The organism is Micromonospora inyonensis, from assembly GCF_900091415.1.
Taxonomy (GTDB): Bacteria; Actinomycetota; Actinomycetes; order Mycobacteriales; family Micromonosporaceae; genus Micromonospora; species Micromonospora inyonensis.
Genome location: NZ_FMHU01000002.1, coordinates 910,142 through 928,864, shown reverse-complemented (window position 1 = coordinate 928,864; position 18,723 = coordinate 910,142). Strand labels below are relative to the sequence as shown.

At 72.3% G+C, this 18,723-nt stretch carries 12 protein-coding genes; 6 read left to right on the top strand and 6 right to left on the bottom strand.

Annotated elements, in window-relative coordinates:
• Positions 1-400: 400 nt before the first annotated feature.
• A complete protein-coding gene (locus GA0074694_RS19140) occupies positions 401-928 on the top strand; it encodes a PH domain-containing protein (RefSeq protein ID WP_091460340.1) in 528 nt (175 codons plus the stop codon).
• Positions 925-2,304 carry a PH domain-containing protein gene (locus GA0074694_RS19135; RefSeq protein WP_425413624.1) on the top strand — a complete coding sequence of 460 codons (1,380 nt, stop codon included), beginning with the start codon at positions 925-927 and terminating at the stop codon, positions 2,302-2,304. The genes GA0074694_RS19140 and GA0074694_RS19135 overlap by 4 nt, the downstream gene beginning before the upstream one ends.
• On the opposite strand, the gene GA0074694_RS19130 is transcribed toward GA0074694_RS19135, so the two are convergent.
• On the bottom strand, positions 2,294-3,361 hold the full coding sequence (locus tag GA0074694_RS19130) for a phosphatase PAP2 family protein (protein ID WP_091460337.1): 1,068 nt from the start codon (positions 3,359-3,361) through the stop codon (positions 2,294-2,296). The genes GA0074694_RS19135 and GA0074694_RS19130 overlap by 11 nt on opposite strands.
• A gap of 76 nt (positions 3,362-3,437) precedes the next feature.
• On the opposite strand from GA0074694_RS19130, the gene GA0074694_RS19125 reads away from it, so the two are divergent.
• On the top strand, positions 3,438-3,833 hold the full coding sequence (locus GA0074694_RS19125; RefSeq protein ID WP_091460335.1) for a thioesterase family protein: 396 nt from the start codon (positions 3,438-3,440) through the stop codon (positions 3,831-3,833).
• The gene (locus tag GA0074694_RS19120; RefSeq protein WP_091460333.1) at positions 3,830-4,660 is read left to right on the top strand and encodes an MBL fold metallo-hydrolase; all 831 of its coding nucleotides are present in this window, start codon (positions 3,830-3,832) and stop codon (positions 4,658-4,660) included. Before GA0074694_RS19125 ends, GA0074694_RS19120 begins: the two co-directional genes overlap by 4 nt.
• A gap of 340 nt (positions 4,661-5,000) precedes the next feature.
• On the opposite strand, the gene GA0074694_RS19115 is transcribed toward GA0074694_RS19120, so the two are convergent.
• Both GA0074694_RS19115 and asnB read right to left on the bottom strand, forming a co-directional pair.
• A complete protein-coding gene (locus GA0074694_RS19115; protein ID WP_091460331.1) occupies positions 5,001-5,933 on the bottom strand; it encodes a carbohydrate kinase family protein in 933 nt (310 codons plus the stop codon).
• Between the two features lie 46 nt (positions 5,934-5,979).
• Positions 5,980-7,941, bottom strand: coding sequence for an asparagine synthase (glutamine-hydrolyzing) (gene asnB, locus GA0074694_RS19110; protein ID WP_091463395.1), 1,962 nt, complete (start codon positions 7,939-7,941; stop codon positions 5,980-5,982).
• Positions 7,942-8,053: 112 nt separating this feature from the next.
• Between asnB and GA0074694_RS19105 the strand changes: the two genes are divergently transcribed.
• The gene (locus GA0074694_RS19105) at positions 8,054-9,535 is read left to right on the top strand and encodes an aminopeptidase P family protein (RefSeq protein ID WP_091460328.1); all 1,482 of its coding nucleotides are present in this window, start codon (positions 8,054-8,056) and stop codon (positions 9,533-9,535) included.
• A 478-nt stretch (positions 9,536-10,013) separates the two neighbouring features.
• Positions 10,014-11,669 (top strand): hypothetical protein, encoded by a 1,656-nt coding sequence (locus tag GA0074694_RS19100; RefSeq protein WP_091460325.1) that lies wholly within the window; start codon positions 10,014-10,016, stop codon positions 11,667-11,669.
• Between the two features lie 99 nt (positions 11,670-11,768).
• Here the strand turns inward: GA0074694_RS19100 and pulA are convergent, their stop codons facing one another.
• From pulA to GA0074694_RS19085, 3 genes are all read right to left on the bottom strand, one after another.
• Positions 11,769-17,261 carry a pullulanase-type alpha-1,6-glucosidase gene (gene pulA / locus GA0074694_RS19095; RefSeq protein WP_091460323.1) on the bottom strand — a complete coding sequence of 1,831 codons (5,493 nt, stop codon included), beginning with the start codon at positions 17,259-17,261 and terminating at the stop codon, positions 11,769-11,771.
• A gap of 330 nt (positions 17,262-17,591) precedes the next feature.
• Positions 17,592-17,981, bottom strand: a complete 390-nt coding sequence (locus GA0074694_RS19090; RefSeq protein WP_091460320.1) for a hypothetical protein — start codon at positions 17,979-17,981, stop codon at positions 17,592-17,594.
• Positions 17,982-18,018: 37 nt separating this feature from the next.
• On the bottom strand, positions 18,019-18,711 hold the full coding sequence (locus tag GA0074694_RS19085; protein WP_091460318.1) for a hypothetical protein: 693 nt from the start codon (positions 18,709-18,711) through the stop codon (positions 18,019-18,021).
• Between the last annotated feature and the right edge of the window lie 12 nt (positions 18,712-18,723).

The window sequence follows — 18,723 nt, the reverse complement described above, 5'->3', positions numbered from 1 at the left end:
TGTCACCACGCCGCGTCCGGCCACCGAATCGCCGGCCAGGGGTGTCCGAACACCGCCACCGCGTGTACGATTGCGCCGTCGCCGGGCGGCTCCCCCCGTGGCCGCCCGGCGCTCATTCTCCCGGTGCGCGCCGCCTAGACTGGCACCGGTGACCGACTCCCCCGCTCCCACCGATCCACCCGTCTGTTCGGCGCGCGGCTGCCGGGCGCCGGCGGTTTGGGCCCTGCGGTGGAACAATCCCCGGTTGCACGACCCCGACCGACGCAAGACCTGGCTCGCGTGCGCCGAGCACCGGAGCACCCTCGGTGACTTTCTCACCGCGCGGAGCTTTCTCCGGGAGGTCGAACCGCTGCCCGGATCGTTACGCTCGTGGGGTGAGTGATCGCAGCGGGGCAGACCGGTGAACACGGAGAACGCCGACGGGCCCGTCCCCACCCCGGCCGACCCGCTCGAACCATGGCCGGAGACAGTCGCCTGGCAGCGGGTCTCCACCGACCTGATCCGGGTGGAACTGGTCCGGCTGGGCATCGGTGTCCTCGTCGTGGTGGTCGGGCTCGCGGTGGCCTGGGGCTTGAGCGGACACTGGCTGTTCGGGGCCGGACTGGCGCTGGTCGTGCTGCTGAGCCTCTGGCGGTCGGTGGCGATCGTGCGGGCCGTCCACGCCTGGGGGTACGCCGAACGCGACGACGACCTGCTGGTCCGGCACGGGCTGCTGGTACGCCGGCTGTCGATCGTGCCGTACGCCCGGATGCAGTTCGTCGACGTCACCGCCGGCCCGCTGGAGCGGGCCTTCGGGCTGGCCACCGTGCAGTTGCACACCGCCGCCGCCGCGAGTGACGCCCGGGTGCCCGGGCTGCGTCCGGCGGAGGCGTCCCGACTGCGCGACCGGCTCACCGCGCTGGGCGAAGACCGCGCGGAGGGGCTGTGACCGGCGGCCCGGCCGAGGAGTCCGGGCCGGACGCAGCGCACCCCTGGCCCGTCCCGGCCGCCCCGGTGCCGGAACACGTCGAGCCCCGGCAGCGCCTGCACCCGTTGAGCCCCGTCCTGCACGGGGCGAAGTCCCTGGTGGTGGTGATCGCCGGGCTCTCCTGGTCGACCCTGTCCCGGGTCGGTCTCGGCACCTTCACGGCGATGGTCGCGGTGCTCGCCCTCGGCGCGACGGTGCTCTCGGTGGTCAGCTGGTACAACACCGGCTACCACGTGGTCGGTCGCGAACTGCGGGTCCACGAGGGTCTGCTGTGGCGGCGCACCCGGGCCATCCCGCTGGAGCGGTTGCAGGCCGTGGAGGTGGTCCGTCCGCTGCTCGCCCAGCTCACCGGTCTGGCCGAACTACGGCTGGAGGTGGTCGGCGGTGGCAAGACCGAGGCGCCGCTGGCGTTCCTGAGCGTGGCCGACGCGACGGTCCTGCGGACCCGCCTGCTCGACCTGACCGGCCACGCCCCGCGTGACGTGCCCGCGCCGGAGACCGCGACGGCCGCGTTACCGGTGCCGCCCGGCCGGCCACTGCACACCGTCGGCAACCGCGACCTGCTGGTCAGCCAGCTGCTCACCCCGCAGGCGTTCATGCTGCCGGTGGGCGTGGCGTTCGTGGTGGCACAGTTCCTCTCCGAGGGTTCCTGGTCGTTCATCGCGGTGGCGAGCACGATCACTGCGATGGCCGGCGTGCTGCTGCAACCGATCCGGCGGGTACTCGACGACTGGAACTTCCGGCTCGACCGGGACGGCGACCGGCTGCGGATCGGCAACGGACTGCTGGAGACCCGGGCGCAGACCGTCCCGCTCAACCGGGTGCAGGCGGTCGGGGTGACCTGGCCGCTGCTGTGGCGGGCCAAGGGCTGGCTGCGGCTGCGGCTGGAGGTCGCCGGCTACTCGGCGGCCGAGCCGGACGACCGCAACCGCCCGGACCGGCTCCTGCCCGTGGGTGACCTGGCGACCGGCGAGATGATCACCGCGGAGGTGCTGCCCGGCGTGGTCGTCTCCGCGCTGCCGCTGACCGCACCGCCGCCGCCGGCCCGCTGGCTGCGGCCGCTGAGTCGGCGCGTCCTCGGCGCCGGCCTGGCCGAGCGGGTCTTCGTGGTCCGCTCCGGCCTGGTCACCCGACAGCTCGCCATCGTGCCGTACGCCCGGATCCAGAGTGTCCGGGTGGTCCAGGGGCCGCTGCAACGGCGGCTGGGCCTGGCCACCGTGCACGCCGACACCGCGGGCGGTGCCGGCGCGGCGGCGGTGCACCGGGACCTGGCCGAGGCGTGGGCCCTCGCCGACGAGCTGACCTCGCGGGCCCGCGCCGCCCGGCTCAGCGGCTGACCGGAGCCGTCGGCTCCTCGGTCGGGGACGGCCCGGTGGTCCCGGCCACTCCGGCGTCCGCCCCGGTCCCGGGGCCGGCGGGCGCCGGCCCGGTCGGGGCGCGACGGGCCCGCCGGGCCGCCCACCGCCGCTCGGCCAGGCCGACCACCAGGAAGGTCATCCCCACGTACGCCCAGCCGACCAGCACGTCGATGATGTAGTGCTCGCCGGAGTAGACCAGGGTGAAGGTCATCGCCAGCGGGTACGACAGCAGCAGCGGCCACCAGCGGCGGCGGGTCGAGGTGAGGAAGAACAGCACCACGAACAGCGCCCAGGCAGTGTGCAGGGAGGGCATCGCGGCCACCGGGTTCGAGGCGATCTGCCCGGCGTTGAGCATGTTGCCCGCGCCGTGCATGCCGAACTCCTTCCACCCCCGGGTGGAGATCCGGGCGACCTCGCCGAGCAGCCCGTTCTGCGCCGCCCACCACGGCGGGGCGGCCGGATAGAGGAAGTAGGTGGCCAGGCCGGCGGCGCAGAGGAAACCCCACCGCCGCATGTAGGCCCCCCAGCGGGCGCGGTCACGCATCCAGAGCACCACCGCCGCCGCCAGCGTCACCACGAAGTGCGAGAAGTAGACCCACGCCGCCACCACGTCCCACCACTGCACCTGCGGCCGGTATAGCCGCTCCTGCAACCAGATGGTGGGGACCTCGCCCCCGGTCGCCCAGCCGACCAGGAACCGGTCGGCGACGATCAGGTCGTAGGAGTACGGAATTGCGCCGTTGTCGGCGAAGCCCCGGGAGAGGTTGTAGGCGGCGAGGAGCAGCACCACCGGCAGCCAGTCCCGGGCGAAGCCCAGGTGGCTGCGCCACGGGCGACCCCAGTTCCAGGCGATGACGGCGGACCAGATCCAGACGAAGGCGTACGCCGGGTCTGTCGGCAGGCCGATCGTCAACCAACCGGCGACGAACAGGGCGCTCCAGATCGACATGGCGACCACGCGGGGGCGTCCGCCCTCGGGTGACGACACCGGCGGACCGGACGGGGCAGGGGGCTGGGGGTCAGTGACAACGGCCATCACCGTTCAGGTTAACGGCGGCCGGCGCATCGACGAACGCCGACCGGCGCTCCGGTGGTCGGCGTAGGCTGTCGCCATGCCGGAGCAGACTGTCACGCCCGGGCTCAAGGCCCGGGTCGAACTCACCGTGACCGACGCCGACACCGCCCAGGCGGGCGGCTCCGGTGACGTGCCGGTGCTGGGCACGCCCCGGGTCCTCGCGCTGGCCGAGGCGGCCACCGTCGCGGCCACCGCGCGGCACCTGCCGCCGGGGTCGACCACCGTCGGCGTCCGGGTGGAGCTGGAGCACCGGGCACCCACCCCGGTGGGCCGGACCGTCGCCGCCGAGGCACGGCTGGACGAGGTGGACGGCCGGCGGCTGCTCTTCACCGTCACCGTCACCGACGGTGCCGAGACGGTGGCCCAGGGGCGCGTCGAGCGGGTGCTGCTGGACCGGCAGCGCTTCGTGGAACGCGCCGCCGGGGCGTCATGACCAGTCGATTCGTCGAGATCGGCACGGGCGTGCACGTGCTGCGCGAGCCGCTGCTCGACGTCAACGTCACGCTGGTCGTCGGCGACGGGGCGGCGCTGCTCGTGGACACGCTCTCCACGGCGGCGCAGGCCACCGCGCTGGCCGCCGCCGTCCGGGCGGTCACCCCGCACCCGTGGACGCTGGTGAACACCCACCACCACTTCGACCACTGTTTCGGCAACGCCACGCTCGCCGAGGACCCACCCCGCCCGGTCTACGCGCACGAGCTGACCGCCAGGTGGCTCCGCGACCGTCCCGACGAGCTGCGGCACCTCGCGTACGAGGAGATGCGCGCGGAGCAGCCGGCGCTCGCCGCCGCGTTGGCCCGGACGCCGCTGCTGGCACCGACCCACACCGTGCACACCGAGACGGTGCTGGACGTGGGCGGTCGCCGGGTGCTGCTGCGCCACCCCGGCCGGGGACACACCGCCGGTGACCTGGTGGTGTACGTGCCGGACGCCGACGTCCTGGTCGCCGGGGACCTGGTGGAGCAGAGCGGTCCGCCGGCCTTCGAGGAGTCGTACCCGTTGCAGTGGCCGGAGGCGGTGGCGGCCCTGCTGCGCCTCACCACGCCGGCCACGACGATCGTGCCCGGCCACGGCGACCCGGTGGACGTCACGTTCGTCCGGGCCCAGCACGGGCAGCTCGCCGACCTGGCGTGGCTGATCCGGGCCGGGCACACCGGCGGTGCGCCCCCGGAGCGGGTCGCCGCCGAGGCGCCGTTCGGAGCGCGCGCCGCGCTGGTCGCCACCCGGCGTGGGTACGCCGAACTCGACGGCACCGCCTGACCGGCGGACCGACAGGCCCGCGACCGGCGCCGGTCGCGTCCTGGCGCGCGGTGGCCTGCGTCACCGGGCGGCCCCGCGCCGTCCTCCCACCGCCACCGGCCGTCCTCCCACCGCCACCGGCCGCCCGGCCGTCCTCCCACCGCAACCGGGCCGGGCCGCCATGCCCCGCCCTGCCACCGCCACCGGGCTGCCGCCGCGCGGAGGACGGACCAGCCGCGCGGAGGACGGACCAGCCGCGCAGAGGACGGACCAGCCGCGCGAAGGACGGACCCACCGCACGGAGAGCGGAGCAGGTCGACCGGGCCGGCCTGGCGGCAGCGCCGCCAGGGGCAGGAGCCCGTCAGGCGGGAAAACGGCGGGCGACCTCGGCCCGGGTGGGCATGGCGACCGCACCGCCGGACGATTCGCAGGCCAGACCGGCCACCTGGAGCGCGAAGGCGGCCCGGTCGGTCCAGCCGGCCGGTTCGGTGGGCGGGCCGTCGACCAGCAGGCCGGCGACGAGGGCCGCCATCACCGAGTCACCGGCACCGGTGGCGTCGACCGCGCGGATGGTGGGAGCGGGTACGCGTACCGGCTCGGCACCGGCCGCCACCAGCGCACCGCGCGGGCCGAGAGTGACCACGACGGTGCCGGCACCCAGCTCGCGCAACCGGGCGGCGACCCGCTCGACCGGTTCGCCGGGGTAGAGCACGTCGGCGTCGGCGGCGCTGAGCTTGACCAGGTGCGCGGTGGCGGCGAACTCGGCGGTCGTGTGGCGGACCGCGTCGAGCGCGTCCGGCCCGGACAGCAGCCGGGGGCGGATGTTCGGGTCGAACACCCGCACGCCGGTGGCCAGACGCCAGGCCCGGCGGGCGGCGGCGAGGGTCGCCGGGCAGAGCAGCACGATCGACCCGCAGTAGAGCACGTCCGCGCCCTCGACCAGCGCGACGTCGAGGGCGTCGGCGGTGAGCTGCCCGTAGGAGGGCGGTTCACCGTAGAAGCGGAAGTCCGGTTCCGCCCCGGCGAAGGTGGCCACGGCGAGCGCGGTCGGCGCGGGCACGGTGACCGTTCCGCTGACGTCGACCCCGGCCGCGGTGAGGAACTCCCGGATCCGGTCGGCGAGCACGTCGTCGCCGAGGGAGCCGACGAACCGGGCGTCCCCGCCGAGGCGGGCCACCCCGACCGCGACGTTGAGCGGCCCGCCGCCGATCGCCTGCCGGAAGACCGGCTCGCCGGCACACTCGGCGTCGAGCAGGTCGACCAACGCCTCACCGAGCACCACCGCGTACCCCACGCCCCCTCATCCCTCTCCGCACCGTCGGGAGGTGCCTCGACCGTGGTCAGCGCACCATGGAACCGACCACGGGCTTGGTCAGCAGCGCCGACTGGTTGCGCTGGATGCCCGGGTCGAGGGTCTTGGCGACGAAGATGGCGTGCCAGATGCAGAAGATCAGCACCGTCCACACCTTGCGGGAGTGGTCCGCCTCCTCGCGCTTGTGCTCCTCCAGCAGCCGCATCGCGTACGACAGGTCGAGCAGCTCACCCGCGCCGGAGGTGGAGAGCACCCAGCGCGCCCACTCGTACATCTCGCCGCGCAGCCAGACCCGGGTGGGCGTCGGGAAGCCGAGCTTGCGCCGGTTGACGATGGCCGGGGGCACCACGCCCTGCAACGCCTGGCGCATGGCGTACTTGGTGGCGTCCGAGCGGGGTGGCAGCTTCAGGTCGACCGGGATGCCGGCGGCCACCTCGAAGACGTCGCGGTCCAGGAAGGGCACCCGGACCTCCAGCGAGTGCGCCATCGAGATCCGGTCCGCCTTGACCAGGATGTCGCCGCGCAGCCAGGTGTAGAGGTCGACGTACTGCATCTTGGTGACGTCGTCCAGCTCGGTGCACTCGGCGTAGATCGGCGCGGTGACGTCGGTGTAGCGCACCGAGGGGTCGTACCGGCGCAGCAGGTGCTGCTTCTCCTCCTCGGTGAACATCCGGGCGTTGCCGTAGTAACGCTGCTCGATCGGGGTGGTGCCGCGTTCCAGGAAGCTCTTGCCCTTGACGCCCTGCGGGATGGCCTTGGAGACCGCCCTCAGGCCCTTCTGCACCCCGTCCGGCAGTCCGTTGACGCTGCTCAGGGACAGCGGCTCCCGGTAGATGGTGTACCCACCGAAGAACTCGTCGGCGCCCTCGCCGGAGAGGACCACGGTGACGTGCTCGGCGGCCTTCTTGGCGACGAAGTAGAGCGGCACCAGCGCCGGGTCGGCGACCGGGTCGTCCAGGTGCCAGACGATCTTCGGCAGCGCCTCGATCATGTCCTGCGGCCCGATCTTGGTCGGGATGGTGGTCACCCCGAGGTGCCGGGCCGACTCCTGGGCGACATCGATCTCCGAGTAGCCGGGGACGTCGTACCCGACGGTGAAGGTCAGGATGTTCGGGTTGAACTCGCGGGCCAGGGCCACCACGGCGGTGGAGTCGATGCCGCTGGACAGGAAGGAGCCGACCGGCACGTCCGACCGCATGTGCATCCGGACGCTCTCCCGCAGCGTCTCCCGGATCTGGTGGTAGAGGCGCTGCTCGTCGGAGACCGGGGCGGGCCGGAACACCGGCCGGTACCACCGGCGCACGTCGATCCGGCCGCCCGGGGTCCAGCTGAGGTACTCACCGGAGCCGATCCGGCTGATGCCCTGGTGCAGGGTGCCGGGCTCCGGCACGTACTGCAACGTCAGGTAGTGCGAGAGGTTGGCGGTGTCCACCCCGGCGTCCCCGGCGTACGCGGACTGCGCGAAGGGCAGCAGCGCCTTCTTCTCGGAGGCCAGGTAGAGGCCGTCCATGGTCTCCAGGTAGTGCAGCGGCTTGATGCCGAAGTGGTCGCGCGCGCCGAAGGCCCGCCGCTCCTGCCGGTCCCAGATGACGAAGGCGAACATGCCGCGCAGCCGGGTGAGCACCTGCTCGCCCCAGTAGTGGTAGCCGGCGACGATCACCTCACCGTCACCGGCGGTGGCGAACTGGGCGCCGAAGTTGCGGATCAGCTCCTCGCGCAGCTCGATGTAGTTGTAGATCTCGCCGTTGAAGGTGAGCAGGTACCGGCCGCCCGCGTACGGCAGCGGTTCGTGGCTGGAGGCCACGTCGATGATGGCGAGCCGCTTGTGGGCGAACACCCCGTCCGCGTACCGGCCGGTGGCGTCACCGACCAGCTCGACACCGGTCTCGTCCGGCCCGCGGTGGTGCAGGCATTCCAACGCTCCGGCGATGGCATCGCGGTGCGCGCCGGCATCGCCGCGCGCGCTGAAAAAGGCCAGGAGTCCGCACATGTTGGCCATCTTTCCACGCGCCCGAACGCTCCGTCGCGGCACCACGGGCTCTCGCCGCGCCACCCCCGCGCGGTACCGTCTGCACCAGCGACGCCACCGGAGGGAGCGGATCATGGCTGAGAAGCGGACCGACACGAAGCCGACGGACGGCACCGAATCGCACGACCCGGATTTCCCGGAGGCCTTCCTGGCCTTCATGCGCCAGGGCTGGCGGGACACCACCCTGCCGGTGGGTCCGCGCCCCGAGGTACCCAACTACGCCAAGCGGCGGGCCGCGCTCTCCGCGGCCTTCGCCGGCGAGACGCTGGTCATCCCGACCGGTGGCGAGAAGGTACGCGCCAACGACACCGAGTACCGCTTCCGCGCCGGCAGCGACTTCGCCTACCTCACCGGCGACCACGACCCGGACAGTGTGCTGGTGCTGCGGCCGAACGGGTCCGGCCACGACGCCGTCCTCTACATGCGGCCCCGCTCCTCTCGGGAGAACGACGAGTTCTTCCGCAGCCGGCACGGCGAGCTGTGGGTGGGCCGGCGGCACACCCTGGCCGAGAAGTCGACCGAACTCGGCCTGCCCACCGCCGACCTGACCGAACTGGACGCGGTGCTGGCCGACCTCGCGCCGGGGCGTACCCGGGTGCTGCGGGGCTTCGACGCCCGGGTGGACGCGGCGGTCCGGCAGTGGGACGGCGCGCGCGCCGAGGGGCAGCCGGCGCGGGACCGGGAGCTGGCCATCGCCATCTCGGAGCTGAAGCTGGTCAAGGACGAGTGGGAGATCGCGCAGCTCCAGGACGCGGTCGACGCCACCGTGCGGGGCTTCGAGGACGTCGCGCGGGCGCTCCCGGCCGACCGGGGCGTGTCCGAGCGACTGCTGGAGGGGATCTTCGCGTTGCGGGCCCGCCACGACGGCAACGACGTGGGGTACGGCTCGATCGTCGGGGCCGGCGAGCACGCCACGATCCTGCACTGGGTGCACAACCACGGCACCACCCGACCGGGTGAGCTGCTGCTGATGGACATGGGGGTGGAGAACCGCCACCTCTACACCGCCGACGTCACCCGGGTCCTGCCGGTGGGCGGCCGGTTCAGCGCCCTCCAGCGTCAGGTCTACGACGTCGTGTACGCCTCCCAGCAGGCGGGCATCGACGCCATCCGACCGGGCGTGACGTTCAAGGACGTCCACCGGACCTGCATGCGGGTCCTCGCCGAGGGGCTGGCCGACCTGGGCCTGTTGCCGGTGAGCGTGGACGAGGCGATGGACGAGAAGTCGACGGTCTACCGGCGCTGGACGCTGCACGGGTTCGGGCACATGCTCGGCATCGACGTGCACGACTGCGCCAACGCCCGCAAGGAGATGTACCGGGACGGCACCCTCGGCGAGGGGTACGTGCTCACCGTCGAGCCGGGGCTCTACTTCCAGCCCGAGGACGACCTGGTCCCGGAGGAACTGCGCGGCATCGGCATCCGGATCGAGGACGACGTCCTGGTGACCGCCACCGGCGCGGTGAACCTCTCCGCGGGTCTGCCCCGCCGGGCGGACGAGGTGGAGACCTGGCTGGCCGAGCAGCGCGAGGCGGGTCCGCGCCTGCCGGGCTGACCGCCCCGTACGACCTGCCCGGTTCGCCTGTCCGGGAACTCCCCGTCCTGTGGACTTTCCCCGGAAAAGGGGCGTGCCGGGGGGATCCTTCTCCTACGGTGTGTTCGGAAACTTCTTCCCCTTCGTGGCGGTCCGGAGGCTTCGCCCGCGAGGCGTCCCGACCGTCCCGGTCCATCCCGTGTCGGCGCGTCCGCGCGGGTCCTCCGCCGGCAGACCGGCTGATCCACATAGATGACGACGGCCCCTTCCCCGATCGGCGGGGAGGGGCCGTCCGCCGCTCGGGCCGTTTCGCGCCGGTTGGGTCGGACGTCCCCTCGTCACCGGAAATCGCGCTAATACGGGCAAGTTTCAGATTTCGCCTCAGAGCGAGGAAACTTCTCATACGGTGTGGTTCAGCAGCTACAACCGATTTGTAGCGAAGGGCGCCTCGCATGGCGGAGCGACCTTGTCTGGTACGAGGAGAGGGCAGAGAGCTCCGATGTCCAACTACCTATCGAACAACGAAGCCTCCGACCGGGCGGCGGTGGCCCGGCGCCGCCGCCGGCTCTGGCTCGCCAGTGGTGTGGCGGGGTTGACGGGTGTGGTCAGCATCGCCGCGGTGGGCGTCGCCGCCACCGCCGGGGCGGTCGGAGCGGGTGGGCTGAGCTGGTCCGCCGCGCAGCAGGCCATCACCGGGGGCGACCAGGGCCAGCCCGGCAAGGGCAGCAAGGAGAGCCCGGAGGGCAGGAACGGCAAGGACGACAAGAGCGGCAAGGACGACAAGAAGGGGTCCGGGCGGGACCACGAACGCGGGAAGGAGGTGCCCTGCGACACCGACAAGCTGATCCAGGCGATCGTCCACGCCAACAGCAGCGACGGTGGCCTGCTGAAGCTCGCCAAGGGGTGCACCTACGACCTGTCCCGCAACCAGGACGGCAACGGTCTGCCGGTGATCACGGAGGACATCACCCTCAAGGGTGACCACACCACGATCAGCCGCGAGGCCACGGCCGACTACTTCCGGATCCTCAACGTCGGCGCCGGCGGTCACCTCACCCTGAAGGGCCTGACCATCAAGGGTGGGCAGACCTCGCAGTACCTGACCGCTCCGACACCCGAGGCGGTCTGGTCGCTGTACTCGAACTCGGTCGAGATGACCAGGGCTGCCGCCGCCGGGAAGCCGGTCGAGCAGGCGGCCGTCGGCGCGGACAAGGTCAGGACCACGAAGAAGGCCGTGGTCAAGGCCACCCCGCGCGCCGGTGTGGCCCGGCCGCTGGTGGAGGAGCCGGGCGTCGCCGACGGTGCCGGCATCCTGGTCCAGCCGGGCGGCAGCGCCGACATCGTGGACACCGCGATCGTCCACAACCACTCGGGTGGCAACGGTGGTGGCCTGGCCAACTTCGGGACCACGAAGCTCAGCCACAGCACCGTCGCCCACAACAGCGCCTTCTTCTTCGGCGGCGGCATCCTCAACGCCGGCCTGCTGAAGGTCACCGACTCGAAGGTCTCGGACAACAGCGCGATCATCGGCGGTGCCGGTATCGCCAACGGCGCGCCGCGCATCTTCGACGAGGACATCGACGCCGGGACCATCCTGCTCGAGAAGACCAAGATCACTGAGAACGAGACGCTCGGCTTCGGCGGCGGCCTGCTCGACATCGGGGGCACCACCAACGCCCACTACACGCAGTTCAGTGGCAACTCGGCGCTGCTGGCCGGTGGCGGCGTGGCCGCGATCGACGCCCAGGTGACCCTGAGCCACACCACGGTGGACAAGAACAGCACCGCCGGTGTCGGCGGCGGCCTGGCCGTGGCGTTCGACAGCGCGGTCACGCTGGACAACGTCGCGGTCAAGGAGAACAAGGCCGGATTCTTTGGCGGCGGCATCTTCAACACGCTGAGCGTCGTCACCATCCGGCACAGCCACATCACCGGCAACGAGGCCGTCGGGCCGTTCGGTGTCGGCGGCGGAATCTTCAACATCTTCGGCCGGGTGACGCTGGACTCGTCGAAGGTCACCCACAACTTCGCCCGGCTCACCGGCGGCGGGATCTTCACCTTCCCGAACGGCGTGGAGGTGGACGAGGAGTCGGCGATCACCGCCAACCGTCCGAACAACTGCGCGGGCTCTCCCGTGCCGAACTGCTTCGGCTGAGGCGGTCTGCGCCGTACGGCCGGCACCGGCGGCACGACGGGGCGAAACCGGAACCGGCCCCCTTTCGCGAGACGCGGGAGGGGGCCGGTTCACGTCGTCTCACTTCTGGACGAAGACCGCCACACTGCGGGCCGGGACGGTGAACGTCCCGTCGGCCGGGTCGAAGGCCGCGGTGCGCAGCGCCGGGTCCGCCGAGTCACGCAGCACCGGGTGCAGCGACACGTCCGCCCCACGCAGGCCGGTGACCTGCTGCTTCGCCGCCTTCGGTGTGGTGTTGAAGACCACCGTCACCGACGTCCACTGTCGGTCCAGGCCGCGACCGTCCAGCGTCATGGTGAGCACACCGGGGGTCTCCCGCGGGCCGGAGAGCGGGAAGGCGACCCGCTTCTGCACCTCACTGGCGTCGGTCAGCCCGAACACCGGCGAGGAGGCCCGCACCCGCAGCAGCTCGGCGTACCGGGTGTCGGTCAGGTTCACCGCCGCGCAGTCCGGCACCAGCGTCGCGTCCGCCAGCAGCGGCTTGGCGTACGACCACTTGTCCTGGTTGTCCTGTGCCGGGGGCAGGCCGGCACCGAACCCGTTGCCCTGGGCGCAGTCCCACCGGATCTGGTTGAACCAGTCACCGGAGTTGTACGAGTTACGGTCCAGCGACTTCGACCGCAGCCGCTCGGTGCCGGTGGTGACGAAGCCGCTCCCCTGCCCGAGGACCACGGTGGAGAGGGCGAGCACCTGCATCCGGGCCCGGTCCGTCATGCCGGTGCCCTGCGGCAGCTTGTACGCCAGCGCGTCGTACAGGATCTCGTTGTCGTGCGCGTCGACGTAGGTGACCGCCTCCCCCGGCGCGGCGGTGTAGCCGGCGGGCGAGCCGTTGTAGTCGACCTGCGCGCCGGTCACCGTCCGGCCCGAGGTGTCGGTGAACCGGTAGCCGGCGAGGTTGCCGACCAGGCCGACCTTGATCTGGTCGTGGGCGTGCAGCAGCCGGGCGCACTGCTGCTCGGCGGTGCCGTTGACCGGGTCGCCGTTCGGGTCGGTGAACAGCCCGGAGGCGAAGCCCTGCACGCGCGGGTTGGCGTCGAACGGGCCGCCGCCGCGCACCGCGTCGCGGAGCCGGTCGTTGAAGGTGCCGATGCCGGTGCCGGCCATGTTGGCCTGGGTCGCCTGGACGAACCGGGCGTCGTTCGCCACCTCGCCGAAGTTCCAGCCCTCGCCGTAGAGCAGGATCGAGCGCCCGTCCACCCCGTCCCGGGCGACGGTGAGCTTGTCCAGCGCCGCCCGGACGGCGAGCATGTTCGCCTTCGGGTGGTGACCCATCAGGTCGAACCGGAAGCCGTCCACCTTGTAGGCCCTCGCCCAGGTGACCACGGAGTCGACCACGAGCTTGCCCATCATGGCGTGCTCGGGGGCGGTGTTGGCGCAGCAGGTGGAGTTGGCGACCGTGCCGTCGTCCAGCAGCCGGTGGTAGTAGCCGGGCACCACCTGGTCGAGCACCGACTTCGGGTCGGTGCCGGCGGCCGAGGTGTGGTTGTAGACCACGTCCATCACCACCCGCAGGCCGGCGGCGTTGGCCCCGGCGACCATCTGCCGGAACTCGGTGGTCCGCTTCGCCCCGGTCGGGTCGACGGCGTACCCGCCCTCCGGGACGGTGTAGTGCAGCGGGTCGTACCCCCAGTTGTAGCCGTCGGTGTCGGCGACCGCCGCGACGCACTTCTGCTGCTGGTCGGAGTCCGGCGGCAGCTTCGCCAGGTCGCAGGCGGGCTGCTTCTGCTCGCCGCGCCGCTCGGGGATGGTGGCGAAGTCGAAGGCGGGGAGCAGGTGCAGGTGGGTGACCCCGGCGGCACCGAGCTTGCGCAGGTGGGTCATCCCGGCGGTGGCCGGGTCGGTGAAGGCGAGGAAGGTGCCGCGCCGCTCGGCCGGCACGGTGGTGTCGGCGATCGAGAAGTCCCGCACCGACAGCTCGGTGATCTGCACCTTCGACGACGGCACCGCCGCCGGCTTGCGCAGCGTCGCCCACCCGGCCGGGGCGAGCGCCGGGTCGGTCAGGTCGACGATCTGGCTGTGCGTGGAGTTCGGCGCCAGCGCCACCGAGTACGGGTCGGTGACCGACGCGGTGACCAGTTTCTGTGCCGCCGGCTGCCAGGTCCGGACCCGGTAGCGGTAGTACTTCCCGGTCCACTCCCGCGCCCCGCGCACCGACCAGACGCCGGTGCGGTCGTCCCGGCGCATCGCCACCGTGGTGGGCTGCGCGGTCGGCGAGTCGGACAGTTCGAGCGCGACGGTGTGGGCGGTGGGTGCCCAGACCGCCAGGGACGGGCGGGTGCCGTCGAAGGTCGGGCCGAGCTTCGCAGACGTGGCGCGGGCGTAGACGTCGTCGAGGACACCGGGGATCTGCACGCCGGTCGCGCCGAGCAGGGTGCCCTCGTGGTCCCGTTCGGTCACCAGGAGCTGGCCGCGCAGCGCGGCCGGCACCTTCGCCAGGTCACGGTCGGCGAGGGTGAACGCCCGGTGGGCCCACAGGTGCGGGAACCGCGCCCGCTGGGCCTCGGTGAGCCCGTTACGCGCCGCGGTCAGCGGCAGTGAGGTGTACGTCCCGGACAGCTCGCCGTCGACCACGGTCACGCCGCCAGCCGCAGCGGTGACCAGGGCGTACGTCTTCCCGTCGGTCGGGCCGGTCGACCACGCGACGGTCGACCGGTCGATCCAGTGCGCCTTCTGCTTCGTGATGTCGACGTCCTTCGCGGTGCCGCTGGTGGTCGCCGGGAGCAGCCGGCCCGGGGTGGCGGCGAGCAGCCACACCTCCCGTCCGGCGCTGGCGAAGTCGAGCCGCTGGTCCTGCGGGAGGTCCTTCTCGTCTCCGGAGTGGATGATGTAGCTCAGCCCGGTGGCTCCGGCCGCCAGCGGCACCCGGAACACCGCGCCGAACGCGTCGACCGTCGTCGGGGCGAGCGGCGACGCCCAGTCGGTCGGGTTGGCCGCGCCGTCCCAGAGGTGCAGGCCCCAACCGCCGTAGTTGTTGTCGGCGCGACGGTAGTGGAGGACCGCGACGCCCTCCTCGACCGGCGGGGCGGGCTGCCCGGTGGCGTCGGAGTAGCTGGTGTGGACCGTCGGGTCGCCCTGTTTGATCCAGATCTCCCCGGTCCGGGTGACGTCGATGGTCCGGTCCTGGGCGACGTCCTTGTTGCCGTCGGAGTCGACCACCAGGAAGCCGACGGACTTCGCGCCCGGCTTGAGCTTCACCCAGGCGAACCGGCCGTAGGCATCCTGGCCGGCGAACGGCTGCCCTTTGGGCCACTCGGTGACGTACGCCGGGTCGATGTCGCCCCAGGCGTAGATCCCCCAGTCGGCGTAGTCACCGTCGGGGCGCTGGTAGTGCACGATCGCCCAGTCCCGGGAGGCTCCCTGGTCGGGGGTGCCCACGGTGGCGGTGGAGCGGGTGCTCGCGGTACGGCCCCTGCTGTCGCGGACCACGGCCTTGTACTCGATCCGCGTGCCGCCGGGCAGCCCGGTCAGGTCGTGGTGCAGCGTGTACGGGGCCTGCTCGGCGGTGCCCAGCAGCGTCCACTTCCCGCCGTCGACCCGGGCGGCCACCGCGACGGTGGCGAGCGGGTCCCCGGTGACCGCGGCGCTGACCGCGGCGCGGGTGACCACGGCGGCGTCGTCGGCCGGGGCGGTGATGGTGATGCCCGGGGCGGCGGCCGGCTGGGGGATCGGCGTGCCGGCCCGGTGCACCACCGCCGACAGCGGCGGCACGGTGAGGGTCAGCTTGCCGTCCCCGGTGGCGGTGGTGGTGCCGGTGGCACCGTGGACGCCGGTGAAGGTGGCGTTCGCCGACCAGGTGTCCACGATGACGGTCTGCGGCGTGGCCGCGTTGTTGACCGCGACGACGTACTCGACACGCTGCTTCGGGTCGATCCGGGAGAACGCGAAGACCCCCGGGCCGTCGGCGGCGTGCCGGGTGACCTGGATGCCGTCGCGCAGTGCGGGGTGCGCCTTCCGCAGCGCGCCCAGCTCCGCGATGGTGCGGTAGAGCGGGTGGTCGCGGTCGTACTGGTCGGCGGCGTGCGTGCGGTCGGTGCCGATCAGGTCGTCGTCGAGGTAGTCGGGGGTCTTCGAGGCGAACATGTCCTGCCGGGCGTCCTTGTCGCCGCCGGGGCCGGTGAAGCCCTGCTCGTCACCGGAGTAGACCACCGGCTGTCCCCGGGTGAGGAACATCAGCTGGTGGGCGAGCTGGTCGCGGCGCAGGTGCGTGCCCGGGTCGGTGCCGGCGCCCGCGATGAACGAGCCGATCCGACCCATGTCGTGGTTGCCGAGGAAGGTGGGCAGCCGGTCGGCGTCGGTGTCCCGGGAGGAATAGAGGTCGTCGCGGGCGTACACGTCGGCGAGGGCCTTCGCCGACCCGTTGCCGGCGGTGTAGCCCCGGGCCGCCTCCTGGAAGGCGAAGTCCAGGGTGGCCGGCAGGCCGCCCTGCCGGACGTAGCCGGAGGTGATCTCCGGGTCGGCGCTGTAGACCTCACCGAACATGAAGAAGTCCTTCTTGCCGGCCTGCTCGGCGGCGCGCTCCACGCCCCGGCTGAACTGCGGCCAGAAGTCGAGGTTGACGTGCTTGACGGTGTCCAGCCGGAACCCGTCCACCCCGGTGCCGGCGATCCAGTCGCCGTAGACCTTGGTCAGCCCGCGCACCACCTCGGGACGCTCGGTCCACAGATCGTCGAGGCCGTAGAAGTCACCGTACTCGCTGTTCTCGCCGGCGAAGGTGGAGTCGCCCCGGTTGTGGTACATGGTCACGTCGTTCAGCCAGGCCGGGACCTTGACGGTCCGGTCCGCCCCGCTGGCGAAGGTCGGGGTGTACGGGCCCGCGTCCGCGTTCACCGTCGGGAAGTCACGGGTCCCGTCGGCGTAGTTGCGGTCCTCGAAGGCACGCCCCCGCGCGTCCGTGTACGGGCTGGTCTTCTTGTCGACGTACGCGTACTTGTCCTCGGCGTACTTGATGACGTCGGCGGTGTGGTTCACGATGATGTCCAGGAAGACCCGGATCCCCCGCTGGTGGGCGAGGCGGACCAGCCTCCGCAGTTCCTCGTTGGTGCCGAAGTGCGGGTCGACCTGGGTGAAGTCGGTGATCCAGTAGCCGTGGTAGCCGGCGGAGACGTCGTCGCCGGTGCCCTGCACGGGACGGTTCTCGAAGATCGGGGCCAGCCAGATGGCGGTGGTGCCGAGCCCCTGGATGTACTCAAGCTTGTCGATCAGGCCCTTGAGGTCGCCGCCGTGGTAGAAGCCCTTGTCGGCCGGGTCGAGGCCGGTGTTCAGCCGGTCCCCGGTCAGGCCGCCACGGTCGTTGCGCGGATCGCCGTTGGCGAACCGGTCCGGCAGGACGAAGTAGAACTGCTCGGCGCGGGTGGAGTCGGCACCGGCGCGGAGCATCGCCTCGGCGGAGGGCTCGCTGCGCCACTGTGGCGCGCCGGCCGCGGCGAGAGGGTCGGGACGCGCGGTGGCGTCGGCCCCGAGCTGGTCGACGACGACGGGGGTGCCGACGAGAGCCAGGGCGAGCAGGGAGAGCAGGCCGAACCGGGCCTTGCGGGATGTTGGCGGGGGTTTCATCGACGGCCTTTCCGTGGTCGTAGATTGGCCCGCACGCTAGTCCTTGCCGAAACGTTCTGCAATACCTTGCAAACCACGTCGAAATATTGCGGTCACCTTGCAGAACCACGGTCCCCCACAGTCGACCGCAGCGACGCGGAGGCACCGGAGGCCAGGCCCGCACCGCTGGTGAAGGTTGGTCAACCGCACCTCGCCGATGAACGCTCCGCGTCGTAGGTCTCCACCGGCCGGTAGGTCCCCGTCACCCGCGCCGGCGAGGGCTGCTGGTTCTCCGGCCGGGGTCACCCGGTCCGACGGTTGGACCGTCCGACCGGTCCGGCCGCCGACGGGTCAACCGGCCCGGACGACCGTGCAGATCACCAGTCCGTCATCGGTGGCGCGGAGCAGGTAGCGGTACCGCTCACCCGGCACCGCCCGCCCCAGGCTGTCCAGGAACTCCCACTGCACCGCCACCAGGGTCAACAGCGGGGAGAGCGGTTCCACCTGGAGGATCACCGCGTTCGCGGCGACCAGCTCACGCTCCCGGTAGTCGGGGGCGGCACCCACGAAGGACAGTGCCACCGCGGCCGGCGAGCTGAACGAGAAGCTGTAGGTGTCGGCCACCACCAGGCCGGGCAGGGCATAGCAGCCGGCGATGGCGGAGACGTCGCCGGTGGTCAGCGCCACGCCGTACCGGTCGAAGAAGTCGCTGAGCGTGCCGAGGTCGGTGGAGGCTGTCACGGCGTCAGGAGTTGCCGCCCGGACGTCCGAGCAAACCTCAGCGGGACGGGATCCGCACCTCGATCTCGGCGCCGAGCGTGGCACCGGCCTCGAGGCCGAGGTCGTCGCCGCTCCAGAACCGGCCCGGGTCGTACCAGTTCGGCCGCCGTCCCGGCGGGAGCAGCCCCATCGCCTCGTAGGTCACGGCGACCACCTCCGCGCAGTACGCGGTCTCCAGGGACCGGTCCGTGACGCCCGCCGGCTGGTCCGGTGGGCCGGCGGGCACGGGCGCGGGTCCACGCCGACCGGGCAGCGCCGGGCGGGGGATCGCCGGCACCCGGCCGCGCAGCCAACGCCAGGCCAGCTGCGCGGTGGACGGGAAGGGCGTGCCGTCGAGCCGGGCGACGGTGCGCAGCACGGCGTCCTCCATCGCCGCGTCGGCGGGCGGTTCGAGCTGCCGCAGCCAGCCCCGCTGGCCGTACCGGTTGGCCCAGACGCAGACCGCGTCCCGCAGGTCGTGCAGCTGCACGCCCCGCTGGTGGGTGCCGGTCCACAGGTCCGGCAGCGAGCGCCCCAGCTCCGCGTGCCACATCAGCGGGGGCAGGTCGTCCAGCACCACCGCCATGCCGACGTGGTTGACCGGACTGTTGGTGGTGAGTTGGATGGCCCGGTCCGGCACGCTGCGTCCCCGGAACACCCACACGTCGCCGGTGCGGGTCAGCTCGACCGCCTCGTCCAGGCTGATGCTCATGTGGCACTACCC